The following is a 21664-nucleotide window of genomic DNA, read 5'->3' as shown; positions in this document are numbered from 1 at the left end:
TTGGATAAAACAATAGGAGAGAAGAGCATACTATATAGCATAGCGAACCGTATATGTTTCCAAAATGATATACTATTTTAAAGAATTAATGGAGTATCAATTTAAAAAATACAATTTCTAGTTCTATTTTACATAATACCACAAATTGAGCGCATTTTCACCTAATTTTCACAAAGAGCTCCTTCGGGTATGCGTCGGGTATGCGTCGGGTGTGCGTCGGGTATGCTTCGGGTAAGGTATTTTTTTAATAAGAATAACTGTAATTATATAATTAGGATTCAAAATGGTACATATGTATACAAATAAACTTGGTATAAATAAATGACACCTATAATTATACTAGGTATGGCAGATGCATACAATACCAATCGCTGAGAATCGCGTATTTTAAAATAAATGCAGCGTTGTACAGTCTATGCAAATTAACAAAAAACGCAATAGTACAAAATATCAGTATAGCTACACATCTTAATTAGTCTAACCAAGACACAATTAACTTGTACATAATCTATCACAGCTGTCATAAAACTCAAATGATGGCAAATAGCACTTAAAACCGCTATTATACTAAAGGTTATAAATGTCCTATAATTTATATTATGTAAAATAGAAATATAAAGAATACTACTCCACAGCGCTTACAATAACCTTGCTGCAATAGTCTATGAGTTCAAAAAAACAGTTTATAGTTAACGTATAAATCGCTTGCAAGGTATTTATACGGTGTTTCAAAATGTTGAACACGCGCAATTATAGCATTAAAAAAAGCCCATCATAAAATGATGAGCCTCCATAAATTCTAGGTTAAGTAATATATATTGTTAGATAACTGTAACGTTAACTGCATTTAATCCTTTTTTTCCTTCCTTAAGATCAAACTCAACGTTATCGCCTTCACGAATTTCGTCTACTAATCCTGAGATGTGTACAAAATGTTCTTTGTTTGAACCTTCTTCTGTTATAAATCCGAAGCCTTTAGCATCGTTGAAGAATTTTACTGTTCCTTTAATCATTGTATTCTATTTTTTATTTTAATAATTACTTAGAGGTATTCAACAATGATGCCAAAAATAAAAGGGTTGTTAATCATCGGATTTTAAGTTCATTACAACTACATCATCGATAAAACTTAACGATTCAACATAGAAATTAAAGCTAAAGCAGGTTTGATAATACCTTTACACCAGATTTCCCTCGATCTTAAATCTAAATATTATGGAAACAAAATTCTCTTTGTTTAACCAGATTAACAGCTTATGCTACTGGTTATTAATTTCTAGTGATTACAGAACTTCGGTAAAGTTAGATGCAGAAAACGACACGTATAGTGTTTGTATAAAGCATGCAGGTGTAGAACTATATGCTAATACCATTAAAGGTTTTAGCAAACGAAATGCCAGCTTCTTAGAGCATGAGTTAGATGGCATGGTGGCTGGTTTGTTGCATTTAAAACAAAATGTTGAGCAGAAATCGGCTTAATTGTTCCGCTTATATTACATAGTAACGTCAGTTCGAGTGAATTTGCAATAGCAAATTTGTATCGAGAACCTCTTATACCTAGAAGCTTCTCGATACAAAATTCTAAAAATCGAATGTCATCACTCAAAGTGACGACTAAACTGTACTATTTGTTTGAAGATTATCGCGCTAATTTTCTCAACGCCACCCATTGTTTCAGCATCTCTCTAGAATCTACAGCAGGATAACCCAATACTGTTTTTCCGGCTGCAACATCATTCATAACACCTGAACCTGCACCAACGGTTGCACCAGAATGAATCGTTGTATGGTCTTTTATAGACGCGCTACCTCCTATTACTACACCATCACCTAAGGTTACAGAACCTGCAAGTCCTGAACTTCCTGCCATTATACAAGAACGACCCAAAATACAATTATGAGCGATTTGAACCAAATTATCGATTTTACAACCATCGCCTATAATGGTAGAACTAAATTTACCACGATCCACACAAGAATTAGCACCAATTTCTACACCATTACCAATTACAACATTACCAATGTGCGGAATTTTCACAAGTCCTCTTCCATCTTCACTTGGACGATAGCCAAAACCATCGGCACCAATACTTACATTATTATGAAAAATACAATGACTACCAATAACAGAACGCTCTCTAATTATAGCACCAGACCAAATAGTCGTGTGAGCACCAATGGTAGTTTCATCTAAAATAGTAACGTTAGGATATATTGTAACGTTATCGCCTAAAACGACGTTTTTACCAATGTATGAACCAGCACCTACTCTACTGCCATTGCCAATTTTAGCAGAAGCATCTATGTTGGCTGCAGGATGAATATCTGTTTCAAAATAAGGCGTTTCAGGTGTAAACGATTCTAGTAATTTAGCCATAGTTAAATCGGCATTCTTCACTTTAATCAATACCCTATTTTCACCAGGTTCTATATCTAAATTGTCATTTACAATAGCTAAACTCGCTTTAGAATCTGGCCAAAGTTTTGCAAATTTTCGATTACCTATAAATGTTGCTTGATTTTCGGTGGCATTTTGAATTTGCTCTAATCCTGTAATTCTATGCGTTGTAGAACCGACAACTTCACCGTTTACAAAGGCATTGATGTCTTCTATTGAGAATGATTTCATTAGTATTATTTTGTTGTTTATAGTTTATTAGACAGACAAGATAGTGCTTAAAAATGAAAATGCAATTTTCTGCTGCTCTAAGGTTATGATTTTTGTATTTGAATTGTGAGGAAGTAATTCTCGTTAAAAGAATAATTTGATTCGATTTGTCATTCCGAATGAGGCACGAAGAGGAATCTCATCTCTTTAAGCTTATAAATGATTGGTAAAAAGAAATGTATAGTAAATTTAGAATTACATAATGCGATTTCTCGTCGCTCGTTCCTCACTCTGTCGAAATGACAAGTAGGCCCAAAAACTTACACCCAACTACATCGTTAGCTCTCTAAAGGTAATACCTAAGGCTTTTTGTATTTCAATTACTCTTTGCATTTCGCCAGGAATTATTAACGCAATAGATTGTCCTGTTTTTCCTGCTCTTGCAGTTCTTCCGCTTCGGTGAGTATAATAATCTAAATGCTCTGGTAATTGGTGATGCAGCACAAATCCTAGATTATTAACATCGATACCTCTTGCAGAAACATCGGTAGAAATAAGGACTTGTAAACTTTCGTTTTTAAAGGCTCTCATCACTTTATCACGCTCTTTTTGTTGCATATCACCTTCTAGAGCATCAACCGCAAATCCTTCATTTTGTAATTGTTCTGATAACGCTTTTGCACCAGCTTTAGTTCTACAAAAAATAATACCTCTTTCTTCTGGACGCTTATCTAAAATGCGAATAATCATATTCACTTTATCCTTAATGGTTGTTTGAATAAAATGATGTGAAATATTCTCGTTAACCAATGCATTTTTGTTGACCTCTACTCTAACAGCGTTTGGCGACATATAGTTTTTAACTATGTTTTTTATTTCAGTAGGCATTGTTGCAGAAAACAACCAAGTATTTCTTCTAGATGTATTATACTTTAAGATTTTATTTAATTCTTCTTTAAAACCCATGCTTAGCATTTCGTCAGCTTCATCTAAAACCAAAATTTTAATCTTAGAAATATCTACGGCACCACGCTCAATTAAATCGAGCAAACGGCCAGGCGTTGCCACAATAATATGTGTTGTTCTTGTTAGCTTTTTAATTTGCTTATCTATTTTTTCGCCACCATAAACACCTTCCGCAAAAATTTTATGATCTGCATACTTTGTAAACCTAAACAATTGCTTCTGTATTTGTTGCACTAACTCTCGTGTTGGCGCAATAATTAAAGCCTGTACATTAGTATTATTTGTGTCAATAGCGTGTAAAACAGGTAGACCAAAGGCAGCTGTTTTTCCAGTACCTGTTTGGGCTAAACCAATTAAATCTGTTTTAGAATCTAGCAGTACAGGAATTACGGTTTCTTGTATTTCGGTAGGTTTAACAATGTTAAGCTCTTTTAATCCTTTGATATATGATTTGTGAATTCCTAATTCTGAAAATGTAGCCATAGCGTTTTTATTGAGGTGCAAAGGTAATTTGTCCATCGTATAAACAATAGAATTAATGGTAAAATATGAATGATTTTTAAGATCGTTAATAAGAACACTAAAAAGGGTTATAGAGATATGTTGTCATCTCTTAGCGTTCCGGTATAATTAATAAAGCTTTTAAACGTAGAAGCTATATTTACATTAACATTATTATTAGGAAATATTTCTATTTTAATTTCATACGTTTCTGAAATTTCATCCTTTTGATTAGTTGTAAATTTAATCTCTAGCTTTCTTTTCTTTTTGTTAATTGTCTTTTCGTAATTTTTAGACAAACCATCGAACACAATGCCGCCATTTGTACTACCATAATGACCTCCACTTAATCGTCTTTCTCCAAAAAAGGATAAATTTCCTTTTACTGAATCGGACTTTATATGTATAAAATGACCATCTCCTGCAACATCAATTCTACTAGCACTATTGCCTGTTCTTGATAAGAACAACGCATTAGCTACTTGCTGTGTAGCAGCTGTATTCATAGGATATACGGCTTCTATATCAATATAATAAGCATCTTTATCTATTAACATTTGTAATTTGTTAAGGTCAGAAGTATGCTTATTGTTTGTCGCAACCTCATTAGCTTTACAACTATATAACACAGTTAAGATAGTTAATAAGAAAATTAGATTAAAACGTTTATATATAAGTCTCTTCAACATAATAATCTAAGATACTACCAAAATATTAAATTAACAATATCATTAACAGTATTTTAAAGTATAAAAATGAATTAAAGTCGTTATCAATTACCAACTAATAGGACGATAATCTTTAAGGAATTTACCAGACCAATGTTTTCCGGTATTAATGCCATCAAATAATGGGTCCATTACTCTGGCTGCACCGTCTACAATATCTAAAGGTGGTTGAAAATCGTGCAACTCTTGTTTTCGTTTTGCGAGTTCTGCAGGATCTTCGTCGGTAACCCAACCTGTGTCTACAGCATTCATATAAATACCATCTTTAGCCAAACTGCCAGCAGAGGTATGTGTTAACATATTTAAAGCCGCTTTAGCCATATTGGTATGTGGATGGCGATCTTCTTTAAAAAAAGTGTGAAACTTTCCTTCCATAGCTGAAACATTGATAATGTGCTTTTTACCAGTGTTTTCTTTCTTCATTACTTCAGATAACCTATTGCACAAAACAAAAGGTGCTACGGAATTAACCAATTGCACTTCTATCATTTCAGTGGTTTCAATCTCTCCTAATTTTAAGCGCCAGCTGTTAGTTTTTCTTAAATCTACTTGTTGCAAGTCGGCATCTAATTTACCTTCCGGAAACACCTCTTGTGCTACTAAAGTATTATCAAAACTATATGGTATTTGAGATAGTTTAGCAGATGAACGTAAACCGATTCCTGGTTCTGGTCCATGCCAAGTTACAGGCATATTTTTATTAGAAGATGCACCTGGTGTTAATTCTTTTAATTCTTGTAAACATTCGGTATGGTCGTTTAGTAAGTCGCGAGCAAATTTTGGAAGTTCCTCAATTGGTCGTTCCTCATTTGGCATTAAATGACTATAAAATCCGGCAGGACGTCTCACCGTTTGCGCAGCATTATTAATAAGAATATCTAACTTCTCATAACGTTGCTCTATAAAGTTACAGAAGATTTCTACACTAGGAATATGCCTTAAATCTAAACCATGGATTTTTAGTCTGTGTCCCCATTCTGTAAAGTCTTCTTCTTTAGAAAAACGCAATGCAGAATCTACAGGAAAACGCGTTGTAGCAATTACTGTAGCACCAGCACGCAATAGCATTAAAGTAATGTGATACCCAATTTTTAATCGAGAACCCGTAATTACAGCTACTTGCCCTTTAACATCAGCAGTTTGAAAACGTTTTGCGTAGTTAAAATCACCACATTCTTCGCACATTGTATCATAAAAATGATGTAATTTGTTATAGACAGTTTTACATACATAACAATTTCTAGGTGATTCTAGTTCTAACTGTTCTTTGGCTTTTAAATCTGCTTCTGGTAACAATTTAGGTGCAACAAAGATATGTGCTTCTCTTGCCGATCTAATGCCTGTTTCTTTCCTTGCGCTTCGATCTCTTGCTGCTTGTTTACGTTTTGCTGCTTTTTTAGCATCTTTTTTACGACGTGAAAATTCTTCTCTACTTGGACGAGATAATTGACCAGAAGCCTTAATTAAAGCGGTTCTTAACGATTTAGGGATTTCGAAAATCTGATCGGTATCCTTAACCAAACGTTCTAATGTAGAAATGCACTTTTCTATCTCATCGATAGAGATATCTTCAGGTTGATTTGAATTTTTGTCGCTCATAACGCTTTAGAACTTTAACTATTTATTGTTATGCTTCCTGTAAGTCTTTTTTAGATTTTCTATATAGATAGGAATTAAAAATACTTCGTCTAGCAAAACGCATTTGTTTATCAGAGTTTAAAAACTTTATAAACACGGCTTTAGAAACACCAAAATATTCATACGTTGTTCCATCTAAAAAGGTAATTTCTAACAATTGCCCTTTATGCTGAAAATCTAATATACTAGAATTGGATATTGTTTCTGTATACTCTTTAAGGTTAGCAACCTTTGTTTCAGGAGCTATACTTACCAAAAAATGATATCCATCTATTATTTCTACACTCTTTTTTTCTGCTACCTCTTGTCCAACATCACCATCTTGAAATTTATCTGGATGCCATTCTTTTACGAGGTTTCTGTAGGATTTTTTTAAAGTTTTTAAATCTATAGCATCCTCTACTGAAAATAACTTTTTGTATTGGTTAATACGTTTCATGTAAGTGTTTTATTTTGAGGCGCGAAAATACACTAAAATATAACACCAAATTAATTTAATATTTTATATACAAAAGCTTAATCTTCTGGTGGAAAACCATGAATTTCTTCAAACTTTTCATCAAAATTAGATCTTAGATAAGCGTTTAGTTTTTTCTGATAATCGTCCTTCAACCATTTTAAGAAATTATATGTACTTCTACTAATACACTTGGCGTAGACCTCTATACGTTGATTAATATCTTCTTTTAACAATTTGGCTAAAGCTAAGGCATCATATACATCTTCACTATTTTCTATACAAATTTTAGCATGTTGTTCTATAGATCGTTCTAAGACCACTTTAGATGATTCGCCTTTGGCAACAGCATCTTTATAGGTTTGTTTTATATCGAAATAAGTATCTTCAGATTTAGAAAATTCTTCCTTTATTTCTTCGGATAAATCGTGCTTAAAATTGGCCTCAATGGTTTCATCATCTTTTATACGATCTGCGTACCAATTTGGTGATTTAAAAATAAGTTGCCAGTCTAAATCTGCTCCCCAAGGACCAAATCTATATAGATTATTACCTAAATCTATGGTAGTAAATTTTGTTTTATTATTTAGAATACGAGAACCACGACCAATCATTTGGTAGTAAAGTGTTAATGATTTTGTTGCTCTATTTAAAATTATAGTATCAATGGTTGGCTCATCAAAACCAGTTGTTAAAATACTTACCGAAGTTAAAATAGCATCTGGAGTTTCATGAAACCATTTTAATATCTGTTTACGTTGTTTTTTAGTTGCTGTGTTATCTAAGTGCATAATTGGTAAATCCGCTTCTTTAAAAGCGTAATACACATTTATAGACGTGTTAATACCGTTATTAAAAATCAATGTCTTCTTTCCTAAGGAATGTCTTTTGTATGCATCTATTAGTTTTTGCAACATTGCAGGACTCGAATATAAGTCTTCAGATGATTTTACGGTATAGTCACCATTAGAACCGACTTCTAATGATGTTAATCCCATATCATAAGCATAAGTTTCTGCTCTTGCTAAAAACTCATTTTCTATAAGATTTTCTATGGTTTCACCTGTAATAAGTTCATCGTAGTTATCCTTCATTGGGAGTTCTTTATTAGAACTTAAAGGAGTTGCAGTTACACCAAGAATAAAGGATTTTTCAAAAAACTTAAATAGCTTTGTAAAAGAATTGTAGTGCGCTTCATCAATAATTACCAAACCAACATCAGATATATCTAACATATCGTCATTTAGCCTGTTATTTAATGTTTCTACCATAGCAACAAAACAAGAGTATTGATCTTGGTCATCTAAATTAGCCTTACTATTTACTACTTTATTTGTTACACCAAAACCATCTAACATCTTAGAGGTTTGGTTACAAAGCTCTACTCTATGTGTCATTATTAATACCTTCTTTTTATGATTTTTAAGGTATTGACGCACCATTTCTGAGAAGATAACCGTTTTTCCTCCACCTGTTGGTAACTGATAAAGTAAGTGATAATCTTCACGTTCGTTATCAAACTTTTCGAATATCTGACTTATTGCACCTTGTTGGTAATCGTATAATTCTTTATCGGTCTTTTTTTCTTGAACAGCTTGATTTGTTTGAGACATAAATTTTGTTTCGGATTATTTTTGAAGATGCAAATTTACAACACTTTCCTTCACAAAAAAAACGTGAAGCCATTATATACAAAAGCAAACGAACTCTAGCCTTACCTATTATTCACTTTAAAAGTTAACAAATCCTAAAATTTAAACAACAATAATATTTATTTTATATTTACGTTTTTAAAGTTTGTTAGACTATAAATCCCTCTATGAAGAACATCTTTTTTTGCAATTTATTATGCTTTATGAGTGCTTTCTGTTTTGCTCAGAAAGATTCTATTCCAACGTCTATTAAAATTGAATTGCAATCTCATAAACTTAACCAAGGGCTTATTATCAATGCCGTTGAAATACCAATAATAGCTAAGCCAATAGCTAAAGAGCCTGTTATAGATATAAAAGGAGATTATTGGGATAATACAAATCATAATCCTTATTTAGAAACCGCTCTACAATTTCCGTTAGAATTAAAATTTACGGATAGTACTTATGCCTCTCCTGTTCCTCATAAAAAAATAGTAACATCCCGTTATGGTTGGCGCAGAGGTCGACCACATAATGGCATTGATATTGATTTAGTAACTGGTGATTCTGTAGTTTCTATACTAGATGGAATTGTAAGAATTGCAAAGTATTCTAATGGATTTGGAAACGTTGTGGTTATAAGGCATTACAACGGATTAGAATCTACTTATGCTCATTTATCTCATATAAGTGTAAAGGCCAATGACACCATTAGAAAAGGAGAATATTTAGGAAAAGGTGGTAATACAGGAAACTCAAGAGGAAGCCATTTGCATTTAGAATTAAGTTATAAAGGTCAACCTATTCATCCGGAATATTTATTTGATTTTTCACCAAAAAATGAGATTAGATCTCAGCACGTTTGGGTAACTCAGAAATGGACACATGCCAGGTTCCATAGTTCAAAACGAATGAGTAATGTAAAAGTTATTAAATCCGCAGATGAAGCTGCTTTGTTGAGTTTAACTCATCAGCCTAGATTTTATGTGGTAAAAAAAGGTGATACACTTTATGGCATTTCGAGACGTAATCATATGTCTGTATATAGACTTTGTAAAACTAATGCAATTAAGCCAACCTCACCTTTAAAAATTGGTCAAAAATTAGTTTTAGAACTTTAAAAAATAACAACTTCATCTATTATTTTCTGTATTTTCGCAGTCATTAAAATTTACTCTAATTGAAAGTCTGTATTGCCGAAAAACCAAGTGTTGCCAGAGAAATTGCCTCTGTTTTAGGAGCTACCACAAAGCGTGATGGTTACTATGAAGGCAACGGTTATGCAGTTACCTATACGTTTGGGCATCTATGTACTTTATTTGAACCCGCAGATTACAAACCCTATTGGAAAAGCTGGGATTTAAACAACTTACCAATGCTTCCTGAAAAATTTCAAGTTAAGGTTTCTAATAATGACGGCATAAAGAAGCAATTTAAAATTGTAAAGAGTTTATTTGATAAAGCCGAAGTGGTTATAAACTGTGGTGATGCTGGGCAAGAAGGAGAATTGATACAACGTTGGGTAATTAGTGAAGCGAAATATAAAGGAAAAGTTCAGCGTTTATGGATTTCATCTTTAACCACAGAAGCTATAAAAGAAGGATTTAAAAACTTAAAGCCCTCTGAAAAGTATGATAACTTATATTATGCAGGCTTTTCGCGCTCCATTGGAGATTGGCTTTTAGGCATCAATGCAACACGACTGTATACGGTAAAACATGGTGGTTACAAACAAGTCCTTTCTGTTGGACGTGTACAAACACCTACTTTAGCGATGTTGGTTAATCGCTTTAAAGAAATTGAAAACTTTGTGCCACAACCTTATTGGGAATTACAGACACTTTATAGAGATACACTTTTTAGTTATGAGGAAGGTCGTTTTCTTAAAATGGAAGATGGTGAAGTTTTGGCCAATAAAGTAAAAGAACACGAATTTGAAATTGTATCAATCACCAAAAAGAAAGGAACCGAATATGCGCCTAAGTTATTTGACTTAACAGGTTTGCAAGTGTATTGTAATACAAAATTTGGATTTTCAGCAGACGACACATTAAAAATAGCACAAAAGTTATACGAAAAAAAGGCAGTTACCTATCCTAGAGTAGATACTACTTTTTTACCAAATGATGTTTATCCTAAAGTAAAAGGTATTTTATCTAAACTTACTGATTACTCGTCGCTTATAGAACCAGTATTAAACAAAAAAATTAAGAAATCTACTCGTGTATTTAACGATAAAAAGGTAACGGATCACCATGCTATTATTCCAACCGGAATGCAAACCCACCTACAATACAACGAGCAACAAGTATATGATATTATTGTAAAACGTTTTATTGCTGTTTTCTATGATGATTGTAAAGTCTCTAACACCACAGTTATAGGAAAAGCTGCTGATGTAAATTTTAAAACTACAGGAAAAGAAATATTATCTAAAGGTTGGCGTGTGGTTTTTGAGAAACAAGATACTTCAACAACAACTAATACGTCAAAAGACAAATTGTTACCCACTTTTGTAAAAGGCGAAAAAGGACCTCATGAACCTTCGTTCCTAGAGAAACAAACCAAACCACCAAATCAATTTACAGAAGCCTCTCTCCTACGTGCCATGGAAACTGCAGGTAAACAGGTTGAAGATGATGAACTCAGAGATTTAATGAAAGAAAATGGTATTGGTCGTCCATCAACGAGGGCTAATATTATTGAAACATTGTTTAGACGTAAATATATTAAACGAAACAAAAAACAAATTTTACCAACGGTTACAGGTATTCAATTAATTGATACAATTCAAAACGAATTATTAAAATCTGCAGAGCTAACAGGTTCTTGGGAGAAGCAATTAAAAGATATTGAAAAAGGAGAATTTAGTGCTAGTGCTTTTATTAGAGGTATGAAGCGTATGGTAGATGCCTTAGTTTACGAAGTAAGAAGTGAAAACGTACAAACTAGAATATCTGCTGTAAACAACAAACCAACAGGAAAAGTAAAATCTAAAACTAAAACTGAAGCCTTAGTAGGTAGTGCTTGTCCAAAATGTAAAACAGGTCAGCTTTTAAAAGGAAAATCGGCTTACGGTTGTAATTTGTATGGAAAATCTTGTGATTTTACCTTGCCATTTAGTTTTGGTGAAAAGAAAATTTCTGAAAAACAATATATTCGTTTGCTATCTAAAGGCTCTACCGTAAATTTAAAGGGCTTTAAAATTGATGGACAAACCTCTGAAGGTTTAATACGATTTGACGATAATTACAAACTAAAATTCGAGCCAAAACAGACTACAAAAAAAGAGCATATAAAAGCAGGAGATACTTGCCCTAAATGTAAAACAGGAAATATATTAAAAGGTAAAACTGCTTTTGGTTGTAGTAATTATAAAACAGGCTGTGATTTTAGAGTTAATTTCTAGTATTAAAGCAGCCAACGTTTCTCACCGGTTAATTTTAGTAGACAAAAACCTAAAACTTTTTATAGAGAAAACCATATTACTTTTTAGTTAAAACAGGTACATAAAAATCCTCTTCCGAATCCTCACTGGCGTTTTTGTACTTTGCACCCATGACTTGAAAATGTGGTCTATTATCAATCTCATAACCAGATGCTGGTAGCCATTCCGTCATTATTTTTTGATAAGTTGCAGAAGCATCCATCCCTTTATGAAGAAAAATAGCATATTCACTTTTAGGAATTATAAAAGATGTCATTCCTTCAGGTATGCTATCAAAATTTGAAACTTCAACACATGCCCAAATTTCAAATGGTTTTTCTATTGCGTTAAAGTTGTCATATACCTGAATTGCGAATAACTCCTCATTTAATTTAGATAAAATTTCTTTTTTGCGAGGCATAAATTGTTGCCATAGGGCTACAATATTTTTATATTCACCATGATTCATGGTGCTTTTTATTCCTATTAGTTTTTTTTCTAAAACAGATTCTATTTTTACCTTCAAATCAGTCTATGGTATTAAAAAAGCCACTATCTATAAGATAATGGCCAATTATTATTTATATATTATTTGACAATCTTTATGCTTGTTTTACTTTAACAGCATTCATACCTCTTTGTCCTTTTTCAAGCTCAAAAGTAACTTTGTCATTTTCAGCAATCTCGTCAATAATTCCGCTAACATGCGTAAAATGCTTCTCGTTAGTTTCTGTATCTATAATAAAGCCAAAACCTTTAGAACTATCATAAAAAGAAACCTTTCCTTTTCTAATTGGGTCAAACTCTTCAACATCAGAATCATCTTTTTGAGGAATTCCAATAACTATGTTTTCTGCTTTAACCTTTACTTTCATTGAAGGATCTGGAGGTGTATCTGTTAAGTTTCCGTTATGGTCAACATAAGCCATAGGAATTCCACCTGTTCCATTTTCTTCTTTTTGAAGTTTACGCGCTTCCATTTTCTTGCGCTTGTCTTCTCGTTTTTTTAATCGTTTTTTTTCTTTTTCACTTTTACTAAAAGTCTGTTGTGATTTAGCCATTCGTAGTTTTAAAAATTAAATTATGTGTGCTTTTGAAAATATTGTAATGCAAACACGTTAATTAACTTAACAATGAATAGTATTAAATTCTAGTAAAATAACTTTAAGGATAACGTTACTTGTGTAGTATATCTTCAATAAACCGATTGCGAATATACAAAATATATGCCAAATATTTTAGTTTAAAGCTTATAAACAACTCCTAAAAGTACTCTAGGCATAAGACTTGGCTGTTTTATGGCCTTATTTGCATCGCTATAGGTGAATTGAGTATTGTTGTTTTGATTATCATCCCTCGGATTTACATTATCATCATCAGGACTGTAAGATGAGTCATGCCCTTTTAAGGTATTGTTGAAAAAATAATCTAAACCAATTGCTGCAGCTAGATTAAATTTTTCTGAAATTTTAAACTGAGTTTCTGCTCCTATTCCTAATCCAAATTGTTTAGAAGTAACATCAAAATCCTCATTACCACCAATGTAATTAAAATTTGCAGTAAAACTTGAGTAACGTGGCCCAAATACGATGTAAGATTCTTCAAGGTTAAGTATGTCATGCTTCCACATAAAATCTAATCTGTAATCAAAAGATTTCCCTTTTTCTTCAGGCACACCATTTGTGGCATTATTGATAAATATACGCCTTGCATCTGCTGAATTTCCAGGATTTAAACTGGTATACCCTATACCAAACCGAAAATGTAATGGTAAAGATTCTATAGGCTTTAGAGCAGTAAAATTAAGGTTAAATCCTAGTCCTCTATTATATCCACTAAAAAAACCAAGAGCGAATTGCGAATCTTGATTGGTTGCTTTTTGTGAAAATGAAAATAAGGAAATGCTGAAAAATGCTAAAAATAGCATTGATTTAAGTAGGTTCATAATTTAGATTTAGGTTAAACGATTGGGTGTTATAAAATTATATAACACCTTATTTACGTTTAAAATCTAAATTGAGACGTTATTTAGTCCTTGTTTTTTATTTTTCCTGTCCAATAAATTGAAGTATCATTACCAGAAGATGCTGTTAAAAAAGCATTTCCGTTTGGTTTAACTTCAATATTAACTGATACCGTTTTGCTTGCTGACTTTACACTAAAGTTGATAGAAATCTCTTGTTTGTCGTCATTAAAATTAACGTTGTAATCGCTAATATCACCAGAAACATTAATTGTTTTATTTTTAGATTTAATTGAAACTAGTTCTCCAGACATTTTAGAATCAGAAATAACTAATTGATTAGAATCATCACTTAATTTCTCACGCGTTCTATCTTCTAAAACCATGTTACCTACAAAGACAAATGATTCCGATTTTACTATAGATTTTGAATTTTGGTAGATTGAAGCAAAGACTTCTTTTTGCGATTGCTTGGTTTGCGCGCTAACATAAGTGGAAGCTGAAAGACTAAAAATGAAAGCTAATAGGATTAATTTTTTCATGTTATTTTGGGTCTAAAATTGTATTAATTCGTTCTATACCATCTCTATAATGGTATTGTGTTTCTGTATTTATCTCTGTTCTAGATGCTGAAGTAAGCATACGCTTAACTACATTTAACTCACCTCTAACCAATGCTCTAACATCAGATTGGTTAACATTAAAATATTGACGACTTCTGTTAGGGTCTAAATCTTCTGTCATTAAATTGAACATTGCATCTAAATAAACACGTTGCAAGTTACGTCTAAAAACTGAAACATTTTTACCTGTATTTGCTTCTGCCCAAATTCCTTTACGTAAATCTCTTAACATGTCTAATGCTGAATAACTTTTTGCATCTAATGCACTATGATCTATTAATCTTCCTAAACGCTCAAAATTCAGTAAATTATTTAAATGTCTGGCTTGGTAACGTCTTATCTTATCGGTATATCCAGCATAATTTATATTTTGCAGAATAGACTTGTCTATTAAAAACGTTGGTGTTTCAAAGGCATTTTTATGTAACCAATCTATCGCAGATTTCTGATAAGCTTTAGAAACTGGGCTATAAACCACACCTCCTTGTGATGGGTTTTTAGTATCTTCCACAACACCTCCAACATGTGTTACTACATGACCAACGTAACGACTCCAAACACTTAACAGTTCTCCGTAAAGTTCTTCTAAATCTTCGTAGTTATCGGTTTGGTCACTAGTCCAATTAGGTAAATTCTTTGCTACTATTTTTAAGTTTTTAAGTCCGTAAGTACTTGCTTTAATACTGTTGTTTCCAATATCTTCTGTTTGTGCTGTAGGATCAAAACGACTGCTTTGTTTTCCGAATTTATAAATAGGATTTCCTGCTTTTTCAAGAATCCAGCTATTTAATATTGCTTTCTCTTCATCTGCAGAATTTACCGTATCAATATATCTGTAACCGTAATTAATAGCATAATCATCGTATGGCCCTAATTGTCTCACAAACCTAATGTTTTGATCACCTGGTTGCGCTATATAATTGTAACGAGCATAATCCATAATAGTCGTTGCAATACCATTTTTCTGTGTAAAATCGCCATCTCGATAACTTTCTACATCGTAAGCATAACTTGCACTCATGTTATGAGGAAGTCCGATTGTATGACCAACCTCATGAGCTATTACCATTTTCATCATCTCACCAATTTCTTCATCTGGTGTATTTAAAGTTCTTGCTAAAGGGTTTGCTGCTCCTGTTTCTAATAAATATCTGTTTCTGTAAGAGCGTAAATGGTTATGGTACCAAATAATATCACTTTCAATAATTTCACCGCTTCTAGGATCCGTAACACTAGGTCCTATTGCATTTCTGGTAGTACTAGCAACATATCTCACAACAGAATATCTTATATCTTCTGGACTAAAATCTGGATCCTCTTCTTTGGTTGGTGGATCTTTAGCTATAATCGCGTTTTTAAATCCGGCTGCTTCAAAAGCTTTTTGCCAAAGCTCAATTCCAGCTTTCATATACGACCTAAATTTCATTGGTGTTGCAGGATCTAAATAATAGACAATTGGCTTAATTGGCTCAACTAATTCACCTCTATTATATGCTTCAATGTCTTTAGGAATAAGCTTCCAACGTCTTAGGTATGTTTTTCTGTCTGCTTTTAATTCTTCACTACTATAATCGTATTTACTTAAGGTAAACCAACCTACACGTTCATCAAAAAGTCTTGGTTGCATTGGTACTTTTGGTAACAAAATCATTGATTGATTCATTTGTACACTTATCGTTTCATCACCTGTGTTAATAGGAGGCTTTGCCGCATTATATGTAAAATCTTGAATCACTTCTATATTCTCAGGAAAACTTTTAACAGAGTTTATAAAACTCCTAGACTTATCTAAATTCTTCACCTTGTAAGCTGAACGTAATCTTGAAGACATTCCACTAATTGACTTCACATCTGAACCATAAAAACTACTTACATCAATAACAACTGAAGATGAATCTTTTGAAAATGCAGTAATATCAAAAGCATATAACGTAGGCTCATAATTATTAGCTTTTACAGAAACATTAATAGGTAAACTATCTGAAGCTACTGCGCTCGACGATTTCTCTTTAATTAAAATTTTATCTTTAAAACGTTCCCAATTAATTAATCTGGTATTTGTTTTAGTACCTGCATTTACATATCCACCACCTAAATTTGAAGGTAATTTAGCAAAACGACTTACCAAAAGCATATCTGTATTTAGATGCGCCATCGGAATTTCAAAATAGTACTTCTCACCTACCATATGCACATCAAACAAACCTTTATCTGTAATTGCTTCTTTGGTAATTACTTGACTATAATCCTTTATCTTTCCTTTTTTCTTTTTTGGAGTTACAGCAGCAACTTCAGTAGATTTAGAATTACTCTTTTTCTTACTTGCCGATTGTGCTGTTGAACAAGAAAGCACAATGAATACGCACAATGTGAGGGTTAGGATTTTTTTCATGGATTGGTTGGAATTTTATTGAAATATCTGGTTAAAGATACTTAAAGAATTATAGTTTCAAAAAAAATCTTAAAAGCTGTTAAAGTCTATACTTATTCCTTAATTCTACAGTACTTTTGCACCAAAATTAGAATGATGTTAAAACTATTACCCTTTTTTAGAATTGTAGCTGTATTAGAAGGTGTTTCATACCTGTTATTATTGTTTATAGCTTCCCCTTTAAAATGGTTTTATGACGATCCGCAATACGTTAAATTATTAGGAATGCCACATGGTATTTTATTTATGATATATGTAGTTATTGCTGTTTTAATTAGTTCTGAAATGAAATGGACAACACGTACGCTTTGGATTGTTTTAATTGCTTCCGTTTTACCCTTTGGCACATTTTATATTGATAAAAAATACTTAACAAAATCTAGTCGTGCTTAATATAAAACACCTTTTATACAATTTTTTAATAGACAAAGGTTTGTCTGAAAATACAGCCAAGTATCTTAACATGCTTGGTCTTCTTATCGCTCTAATTGTAATTGCCTTTATAGTAGATTATATTACTAAGCGTGTGCTTTGGCGTTTTTCATCGAGTGTTGCCAAACGAACAAAAACTAATTTTGATAACATTTTAATCACCAATAAACTACCACGAAATGTTGCCCATATTATTCCGTTATTAATTCTAATAGAGTTTGTGCCGCAGGTTTTATCGGATTTTGAAATGGCGAAAACGGTAATTGAAAAATCTCTAAAAGTCATTACAATTTTATTAACACTTCAAATTATAAGAAGTCTATTAAGCTCTATTAAGGATTACCTAAAAACGTTGCCTAGGTATAGAGATAAACCTATAGATAGTTACGTGCAAGTCTTTATGATATTTGCTTGGCTTCTAGGGTTTTTCTCAATAATTGCTATTGTAACAGGTGTTTCTTTTATTGGATTTGCCACCTCTTTAGGTGCAGCTTCTGCTGTAATTATTTTAATTTTCAAGGACACCATTCTTGGTTTTGTAGCAAGTATACAAGTTTCTATTAATGATATGGTGCGCATTGGAGATTGGATTACTTTTGAAAAATATGGTGCAGATGGTGAAGTAACTGAAATTAGTTTAGCTACCGTAAAAGTTCAAAATTGGGATAAAACCATTACTACAATACCTACTTATGCCTTAATATCTGATTCTTTTAAAAACTGGAGAGGTATGCTCTCTTCTGGAGGACGACGTATTAAGCGTTCTGTGATTATAAAGGTTTCTACTATTAAATTCTTAGATGCAGAAGATATTGAAAAGCTGAAAAAAATTCAATTAGTTACTGACTATATTGAGCGCAAAGAAGTTGAAATAAATAAGTATAACATTAATCATGGTGCTGATAAGTCCGTTTTAATTAATGGTATTAATCTTACTAATTTTGGTGTGTTTAGAAAATATTTACAAACTTATATTGAGAATCATTCTGCCATAAATAAAAATATGACTTTAATGGTAAGACAATTAGAGCCAACAGCTCAAGGAATACCTATGGAAATATATGCTTTTAGTAAAGATCAACGCTGGGAAAACTATGAGTTTATTATTGGTGATATTTTTGACCATGTTTTAGCAGCCGTAAATTATTTTGATTTAGAGATATACGAATTAGATTTAGGAAAATAAATATCTCAACTTAAGCAAGTCTGTCTTTTACAAATTCTATTTCTGTTTTACCATGTGGTGCAGGCTTTCCATCTTTTCCTAAATTAACCATTACAATATTATCTACAGTTAAAATAGTTTCTCTGGTCATTTTGTTTCTGGCTTCACATTTTAATGTCACTGAAGATTTTCCAAATTTTACCACATCTATTCCTAATTCAACAATATCACCTTGTACAGCTGAACTCATAAAATTAATTTCGGATATATATTTTGTTACTATTTTAGAATTTTCGAATTGAATAATTGTGTAAAGTGCAGCTTCTTCATCTATCCACGCTAGAAGCTGACCTCCAAATAAAGAACCATTTGGATTTAAATCTTCGGGTTTTACCCATTTTCTTGTATGAAATCTCATATGTTGTGTGTTTTTAGTTGTAATTATTAAACCATAAAGGTATAAGAATGATACAATTATAGGTCTTAAAACCTATTGCATTTTTTTATATTAAAATGTACAATGTTAATAACAGCGTTAACAAGATATTATTGCGGTAAGTTAATGCGTTATCTAATTGATTAATTTTAATTCCGAAATAATCCTTTATAACCATGTTATGGCTTCACGATTAAATAACCTACTTTCCATTAGACCTCAAATTTTATCCGCTAAAGTACATGCAGGCACTAGTGCTGAAGAGGCTTTTCAGAATACAACCTTGAGACCTATTATAAAGTTACAGCACGATTTGTTTATTGCTGTGTTTAAAAATTATATTAGAAAACATAAAAACGTATTTTTCCATTTAACTTTAGATAAGCAGATAATTTATATTGGTAATGCCATACAAAAGGATATAAAATTTAGAAATTCTTTAAAAGGAATGGTTATTGGGCAATTTACAGTTGAAGAATATAAACTTTACATTAAAAATTCTTCGGCATTAAATAAGCGAATGACTAGTATTATAAAAGAGCGCTTAATACATAGTATCCAACTTTTTAACCAGCCAGAATTACAGGAAATCTAAAATTTTACAATAGCGATTCGCCATTAAGATTAGTTGTAAGCACATCACTCATATAATCAAAAAATGGTCTTACATTTTTGAAAGCTTTATTAACTTCGTCTAAAAAGTTATCTGCAAGAATTTCCTTATCGGTAAACTTCTTTACAAAGATAAATTGCTTTCTTCTTATTAAGTCTATGGCAGGATGTTCTTTATCAAATCCTTTTGGTGCCGTTTTTAGTTCGTCTCCTGTAAAATTTCCCCAAGTGACTTTAAAGGTTTTATCGTTTAAAATGTCGCGCATTTCGCTATCATCCATTTCAAATTCTTTTCTTATTCGTAAAATATCTTCTTTACTTGGATCCCAAAACCCTGTAGCTATAAAAGATTCATTATTGGGTTGAATATGTACATAGTAACCACCTCTTAATTCTGGCTTTTTTCTTGCAAAAGAACCACCAAAATGTGTTTTATAGGGTAATTTGTTTTTAGAGAAACGGACATCTCTATAGATTCTAAAAATCTTTATTTTTTCAATTTGATCATGCGTATTCATTAATTCACCTAAATGATTATAAGAAGCCTTCACTGTAGCTTCAATAGCCTTGAACTCTGGCTTATGCTCATTAAACCAATCGCGATTATTATTTTTTTCAAGCTTTTTAAAAAAAGTTAATATTTCTTTTGGGATGGACTTACTCATAGGTTTTATTTCTAATATGGTCTTATTTTTATAAAAATATAAAAAGCCATCGTAATGATGGCTTTTTAATTTTACTATTTGGTATTATTTATTGTCGTCAACGGCATCTTCAACTTCATCAGAAACATCATCTGCAGCATCTTCAATTGCGTCGCCTGTATCTTCAACAGCTTCTTCAACTTTTTCACCAGTAGATTTTTGTTCTCTACAACTTGTTGTCATTAAACTCAAACTAAATAATGCTATAAATAAATAACTTAACTTCTTCATATTATTGTTTTTAAATTAATTTTTTTTCAAATACCACTATGATATTTATTTTTATTTGCTCTGTTGTTAAGAGCTTTTAGATAATAGCTTATTTTAATTATTTGCATAAGCTTGTTTAAAATCTGGAGCTTTAACATTTAATTTGTTATCGAATTGTAACGTCCTTATTGGGAACGGAATATTAATATCTTCTTTGTCATAAGCTTTCTTAATCTCAATAATCGCTTTGGTTTTTGCTCTTAACTTTTCGAGCATACTATCTGCATCAATCCAAAAGCGACATAAATAGTTGATAGAGCTTCCGCCGAATTCCGTATAATAAAACTCTACATCATCTGCCGTTTTTACTTGGTCGAATGTATTAGCAATGACTGTTTTTGTTAATTGTTCTACTTTTTCTAAATCGGACTCATAGCCTACTCCACATTCAATAAAAACACGCATTCGTGTAGTTAAGGAATAGTTTTTTAAAGGATTATCTAGAATTGTTTTATTCGGAATAATGACAATATTATTATCAGCTTCTTTTAAGGTAAAATCTTTTAAATTAATATCCATTACTTCACCAGAATAACCTGTAGTTTCTACCCAATGACCAATTTGTATTTTTTTTCTAAAGGATAATATAAGTCCTGCAAATGTATTTGCTAAAGTTCCCTGTAAAGCTAAACCTATAGCCAAACCAACAACACCAGCTCCTGCAAGCAAAGATGTTAACGCTTTACCTAAGTTTAAAACGCCTAAAGCTATAAATAATCCTAGGGCAACAACAACTACTGCACTCACTCTACTAATGGCATTTTTAATTGATGTTTGTTCTACTTTTTTGTCTATAAGTTTGCCAACTAATCTACTAATATATTTTGCAGCGAAATAAGTTGAAACCATTACTAATATGGCTAAAATTAAATTTGGGATACTTGCTATTAGAGTATTAAACCAGCCTATTAATTTATCTACCAGATTGCCGAATGCTATATTGAATTGTTCTTTCATAATTATTGAATTTTAGATTATTATTATAGCTGATTATATTTTTTTAAATGAAAAGAATGTACTTTTTATAGTAATAAATAATCAACTCATTTTGTATAGAGCAAATATCGCA

The 21664-nt window shown here is 31.9% G+C and carries 22 protein-coding genes; 6 read left to right on the top strand and 16 right to left on the bottom strand.

Features of this window, described 5'->3' with window-relative positions; translation table 11 throughout:
* Window positions 1-821 precede the first annotated feature (821 nt).
* Window positions 822-1013, bottom strand: coding sequence for a cold-shock protein (locus tag HNV10_RS10085; protein WP_173301226.1), 192 nt, complete (start codon window positions 1011-1013; stop codon window positions 822-824).
* Between the two features lie 202 nt (window positions 1014-1215).
* Between HNV10_RS10085 and HNV10_RS10080 the strand changes: the two genes are divergently transcribed.
* On the top strand, window positions 1216-1479 hold the full coding sequence (locus tag HNV10_RS10080) for a hypothetical protein (protein ID WP_157361556.1): 264 nt from the start codon (window positions 1216-1218) through the stop codon (window positions 1477-1479).
* Window positions 1480-1639: 160 nt separating this feature from the next.
* Here the strand turns inward: HNV10_RS10080 and lpxD are convergent, their stop codons facing one another.
* The 6 genes from lpxD to HNV10_RS10050 all read right to left on the bottom strand — a co-directional run bounded on the left by lpxD (window position 1640) and on the right by HNV10_RS10050 (window position 8511).
* On the bottom strand, window positions 1640-2629 hold the full coding sequence (lpxD, locus tag HNV10_RS10075; RefSeq protein ID WP_173301225.1) for a UDP-3-O-(3-hydroxymyristoyl)glucosamine N-acyltransferase: 990 nt from the start codon (window positions 2627-2629) through the stop codon (window positions 1640-1642).
* Between the two features lie 309 nt (window positions 2630-2938).
* Entirely contained in the window at window positions 2939-4057 is a 1119-nt protein-coding gene (locus tag HNV10_RS10070; protein WP_173301523.1) for a DEAD/DEAH box helicase, read from the bottom strand.
* 107 nt (window positions 4058-4164) lie between these two features.
* Window positions 4165-4764 carry a DUF4251 domain-containing protein gene (locus HNV10_RS10065; RefSeq protein WP_262887133.1) on the bottom strand — a complete coding sequence of 200 codons (600 nt, stop codon included), beginning with the start codon at window positions 4762-4764 and terminating at the stop codon, window positions 4165-4167.
* Window positions 4765-4851: 87 nt separating this feature from the next.
* Entirely contained in the window at window positions 4852-6402 is a 1551-nt protein-coding gene (locus tag HNV10_RS10060) for an SDR family NAD(P)-dependent oxidoreductase (protein WP_173301223.1), read from the bottom strand.
* Window positions 6403-6430: 28 nt separating this feature from the next.
* Entirely contained in the window at window positions 6431-6880 is a 450-nt protein-coding gene (locus tag HNV10_RS10055) for a KTSC domain-containing protein (RefSeq protein ID WP_173301222.1), read from the bottom strand.
* Window positions 6881-6957: 77 nt separating this feature from the next.
* A complete protein-coding gene (locus HNV10_RS10050) occupies window positions 6958-8511 on the bottom strand; it encodes a DEAD/DEAH box helicase (RefSeq protein WP_173301221.1) in 1554 nt (517 codons plus the stop codon).
* Between the two features lie 242 nt (window positions 8512-8753).
* On the opposite strand from HNV10_RS10050, the gene HNV10_RS10045 reads away from it, so the two are divergent.
* Both HNV10_RS10045 and HNV10_RS10040 read left to right on the top strand, forming a co-directional pair.
* Entirely contained in the window at window positions 8754-9653 is a 900-nt protein-coding gene (locus HNV10_RS10045; protein WP_241695494.1) for a peptidoglycan DD-metalloendopeptidase family protein, read from the top strand.
* Window positions 9654-9712: 59 nt separating this feature from the next.
* The gene (locus HNV10_RS10040; RefSeq protein WP_173301219.1) at window positions 9713-11941 is read left to right on the top strand and encodes a type IA DNA topoisomerase; all 2229 of its coding nucleotides are present in this window, start codon (window positions 9713-9715) and stop codon (window positions 11939-11941) included.
* A 76-nt stretch (window positions 11942-12017) separates the two neighbouring features.
* Here HNV10_RS10040 and HNV10_RS10035 read toward each other — a convergent pair whose 3' ends face one another.
* From HNV10_RS10035 to HNV10_RS10015, 5 genes are all read right to left on the bottom strand, one after another.
* A complete protein-coding gene (locus HNV10_RS10035; protein WP_173301218.1) occupies window positions 12018-12485 on the bottom strand; it encodes a GyrI-like domain-containing protein in 468 nt (155 codons plus the stop codon).
* A gap of 76 nt (window positions 12486-12561) precedes the next feature.
* Window positions 12562-13020 carry a cold-shock protein gene (locus tag HNV10_RS10030; RefSeq protein WP_173301217.1) on the bottom strand — a complete coding sequence of 153 codons (459 nt, stop codon included), beginning with the start codon at window positions 13018-13020 and terminating at the stop codon, window positions 12562-12564.
* Between the two features lie 182 nt (window positions 13021-13202).
* Complete coding sequence (locus HNV10_RS10025; RefSeq protein ID WP_173301216.1) at window positions 13203-13904, bottom strand: hypothetical protein; 702 nt, start codon at window positions 13902-13904, stop codon at window positions 13203-13205.
* 83 nt (window positions 13905-13987) lie between these two features.
* Window positions 13988-14464 carry a DUF4251 domain-containing protein gene (locus HNV10_RS10020; protein WP_173301215.1) on the bottom strand — a complete coding sequence of 159 codons (477 nt, stop codon included), beginning with the start codon at window positions 14462-14464 and terminating at the stop codon, window positions 13988-13990.
* Between the two features lies 1 nt (window position 14465).
* Window positions 14466-16937: a zinc-dependent metalloprotease gene (locus HNV10_RS10015; RefSeq protein WP_173301214.1), complete on the bottom strand. Its 2472-nt coding sequence runs from the start codon at window positions 16935-16937 to the stop codon at window positions 14466-14468.
* Between the two features lie 135 nt (window positions 16938-17072).
* Here HNV10_RS10015 and HNV10_RS10010 point away from each other — a divergent pair, with 135 nt between their 5' ends.
* Window positions 17073-17369 carry a DUF3817 domain-containing protein gene (locus HNV10_RS10010; protein ID WP_173301521.1) on the top strand — a complete coding sequence of 99 codons (297 nt, stop codon included), beginning with the start codon at window positions 17073-17075 and terminating at the stop codon, window positions 17367-17369.
* The gene (locus HNV10_RS10005) at window positions 17362-18594 is read left to right on the top strand and encodes a mechanosensitive ion channel family protein (RefSeq protein ID WP_317166897.1); all 1233 of its coding nucleotides are present in this window, start codon (window positions 17362-17364) and stop codon (window positions 18592-18594) included. The genes HNV10_RS10010 and HNV10_RS10005 overlap by 8 nt, the downstream gene beginning before the upstream one ends.
* Window positions 18595-18604: 10 nt before the next feature.
* On the opposite strand, the gene HNV10_RS10000 is transcribed toward HNV10_RS10005, so the two are convergent.
* Window positions 18605-18991: an acyl-CoA thioesterase gene (locus tag HNV10_RS10000; RefSeq protein ID WP_173301213.1), complete on the bottom strand. Its 387-nt coding sequence runs from the start codon at window positions 18989-18991 to the stop codon at window positions 18605-18607.
* Between the two features lie 199 nt (window positions 18992-19190).
* Here HNV10_RS10000 and HNV10_RS09995 point away from each other — a divergent pair, with 199 nt between their 5' ends.
* Complete coding sequence (locus HNV10_RS09995) at window positions 19191-19604, top strand: glyoxalase (protein WP_173301212.1); 414 nt, start codon at window positions 19191-19193, stop codon at window positions 19602-19604.
* Between the two features lie 4 nt (window positions 19605-19608).
* Here HNV10_RS09995 and HNV10_RS09990 read toward each other — a convergent pair whose 3' ends face one another.
* From HNV10_RS09990 to HNV10_RS09980, 3 genes are all read right to left on the bottom strand, one after another.
* Window positions 19609-20286 (bottom strand): DUF2461 domain-containing protein, encoded by a 678-nt coding sequence (locus HNV10_RS09990; RefSeq protein WP_173301211.1) that lies wholly within the window; start codon window positions 20284-20286, stop codon window positions 19609-19611.
* 84 nt (window positions 20287-20370) lie between these two features.
* On the bottom strand, window positions 20371-20556 hold the full coding sequence (locus HNV10_RS09985) for a hypothetical protein (protein WP_173301210.1): 186 nt from the start codon (window positions 20554-20556) through the stop codon (window positions 20371-20373).
* A 93-nt stretch (window positions 20557-20649) separates the two neighbouring features.
* Window positions 20650-21552 (bottom strand): mechanosensitive ion channel family protein, encoded by a 903-nt coding sequence (locus HNV10_RS09980; RefSeq protein WP_173301209.1) that lies wholly within the window; start codon window positions 21550-21552, stop codon window positions 20650-20652.
* Window positions 21553-21664 lie beyond the last annotated feature (112 nt).

Source organism: Winogradskyella litoriviva, assembly GCF_013249065.1.
GTDB classification, from domain to species: domain Bacteria; phylum Bacteroidota; class Bacteroidia; order Flavobacteriales; family Flavobacteriaceae; genus Winogradskyella; species Winogradskyella litoriviva.
This window is presented reverse-complemented; position numbering and strand designations above follow the sequence as displayed.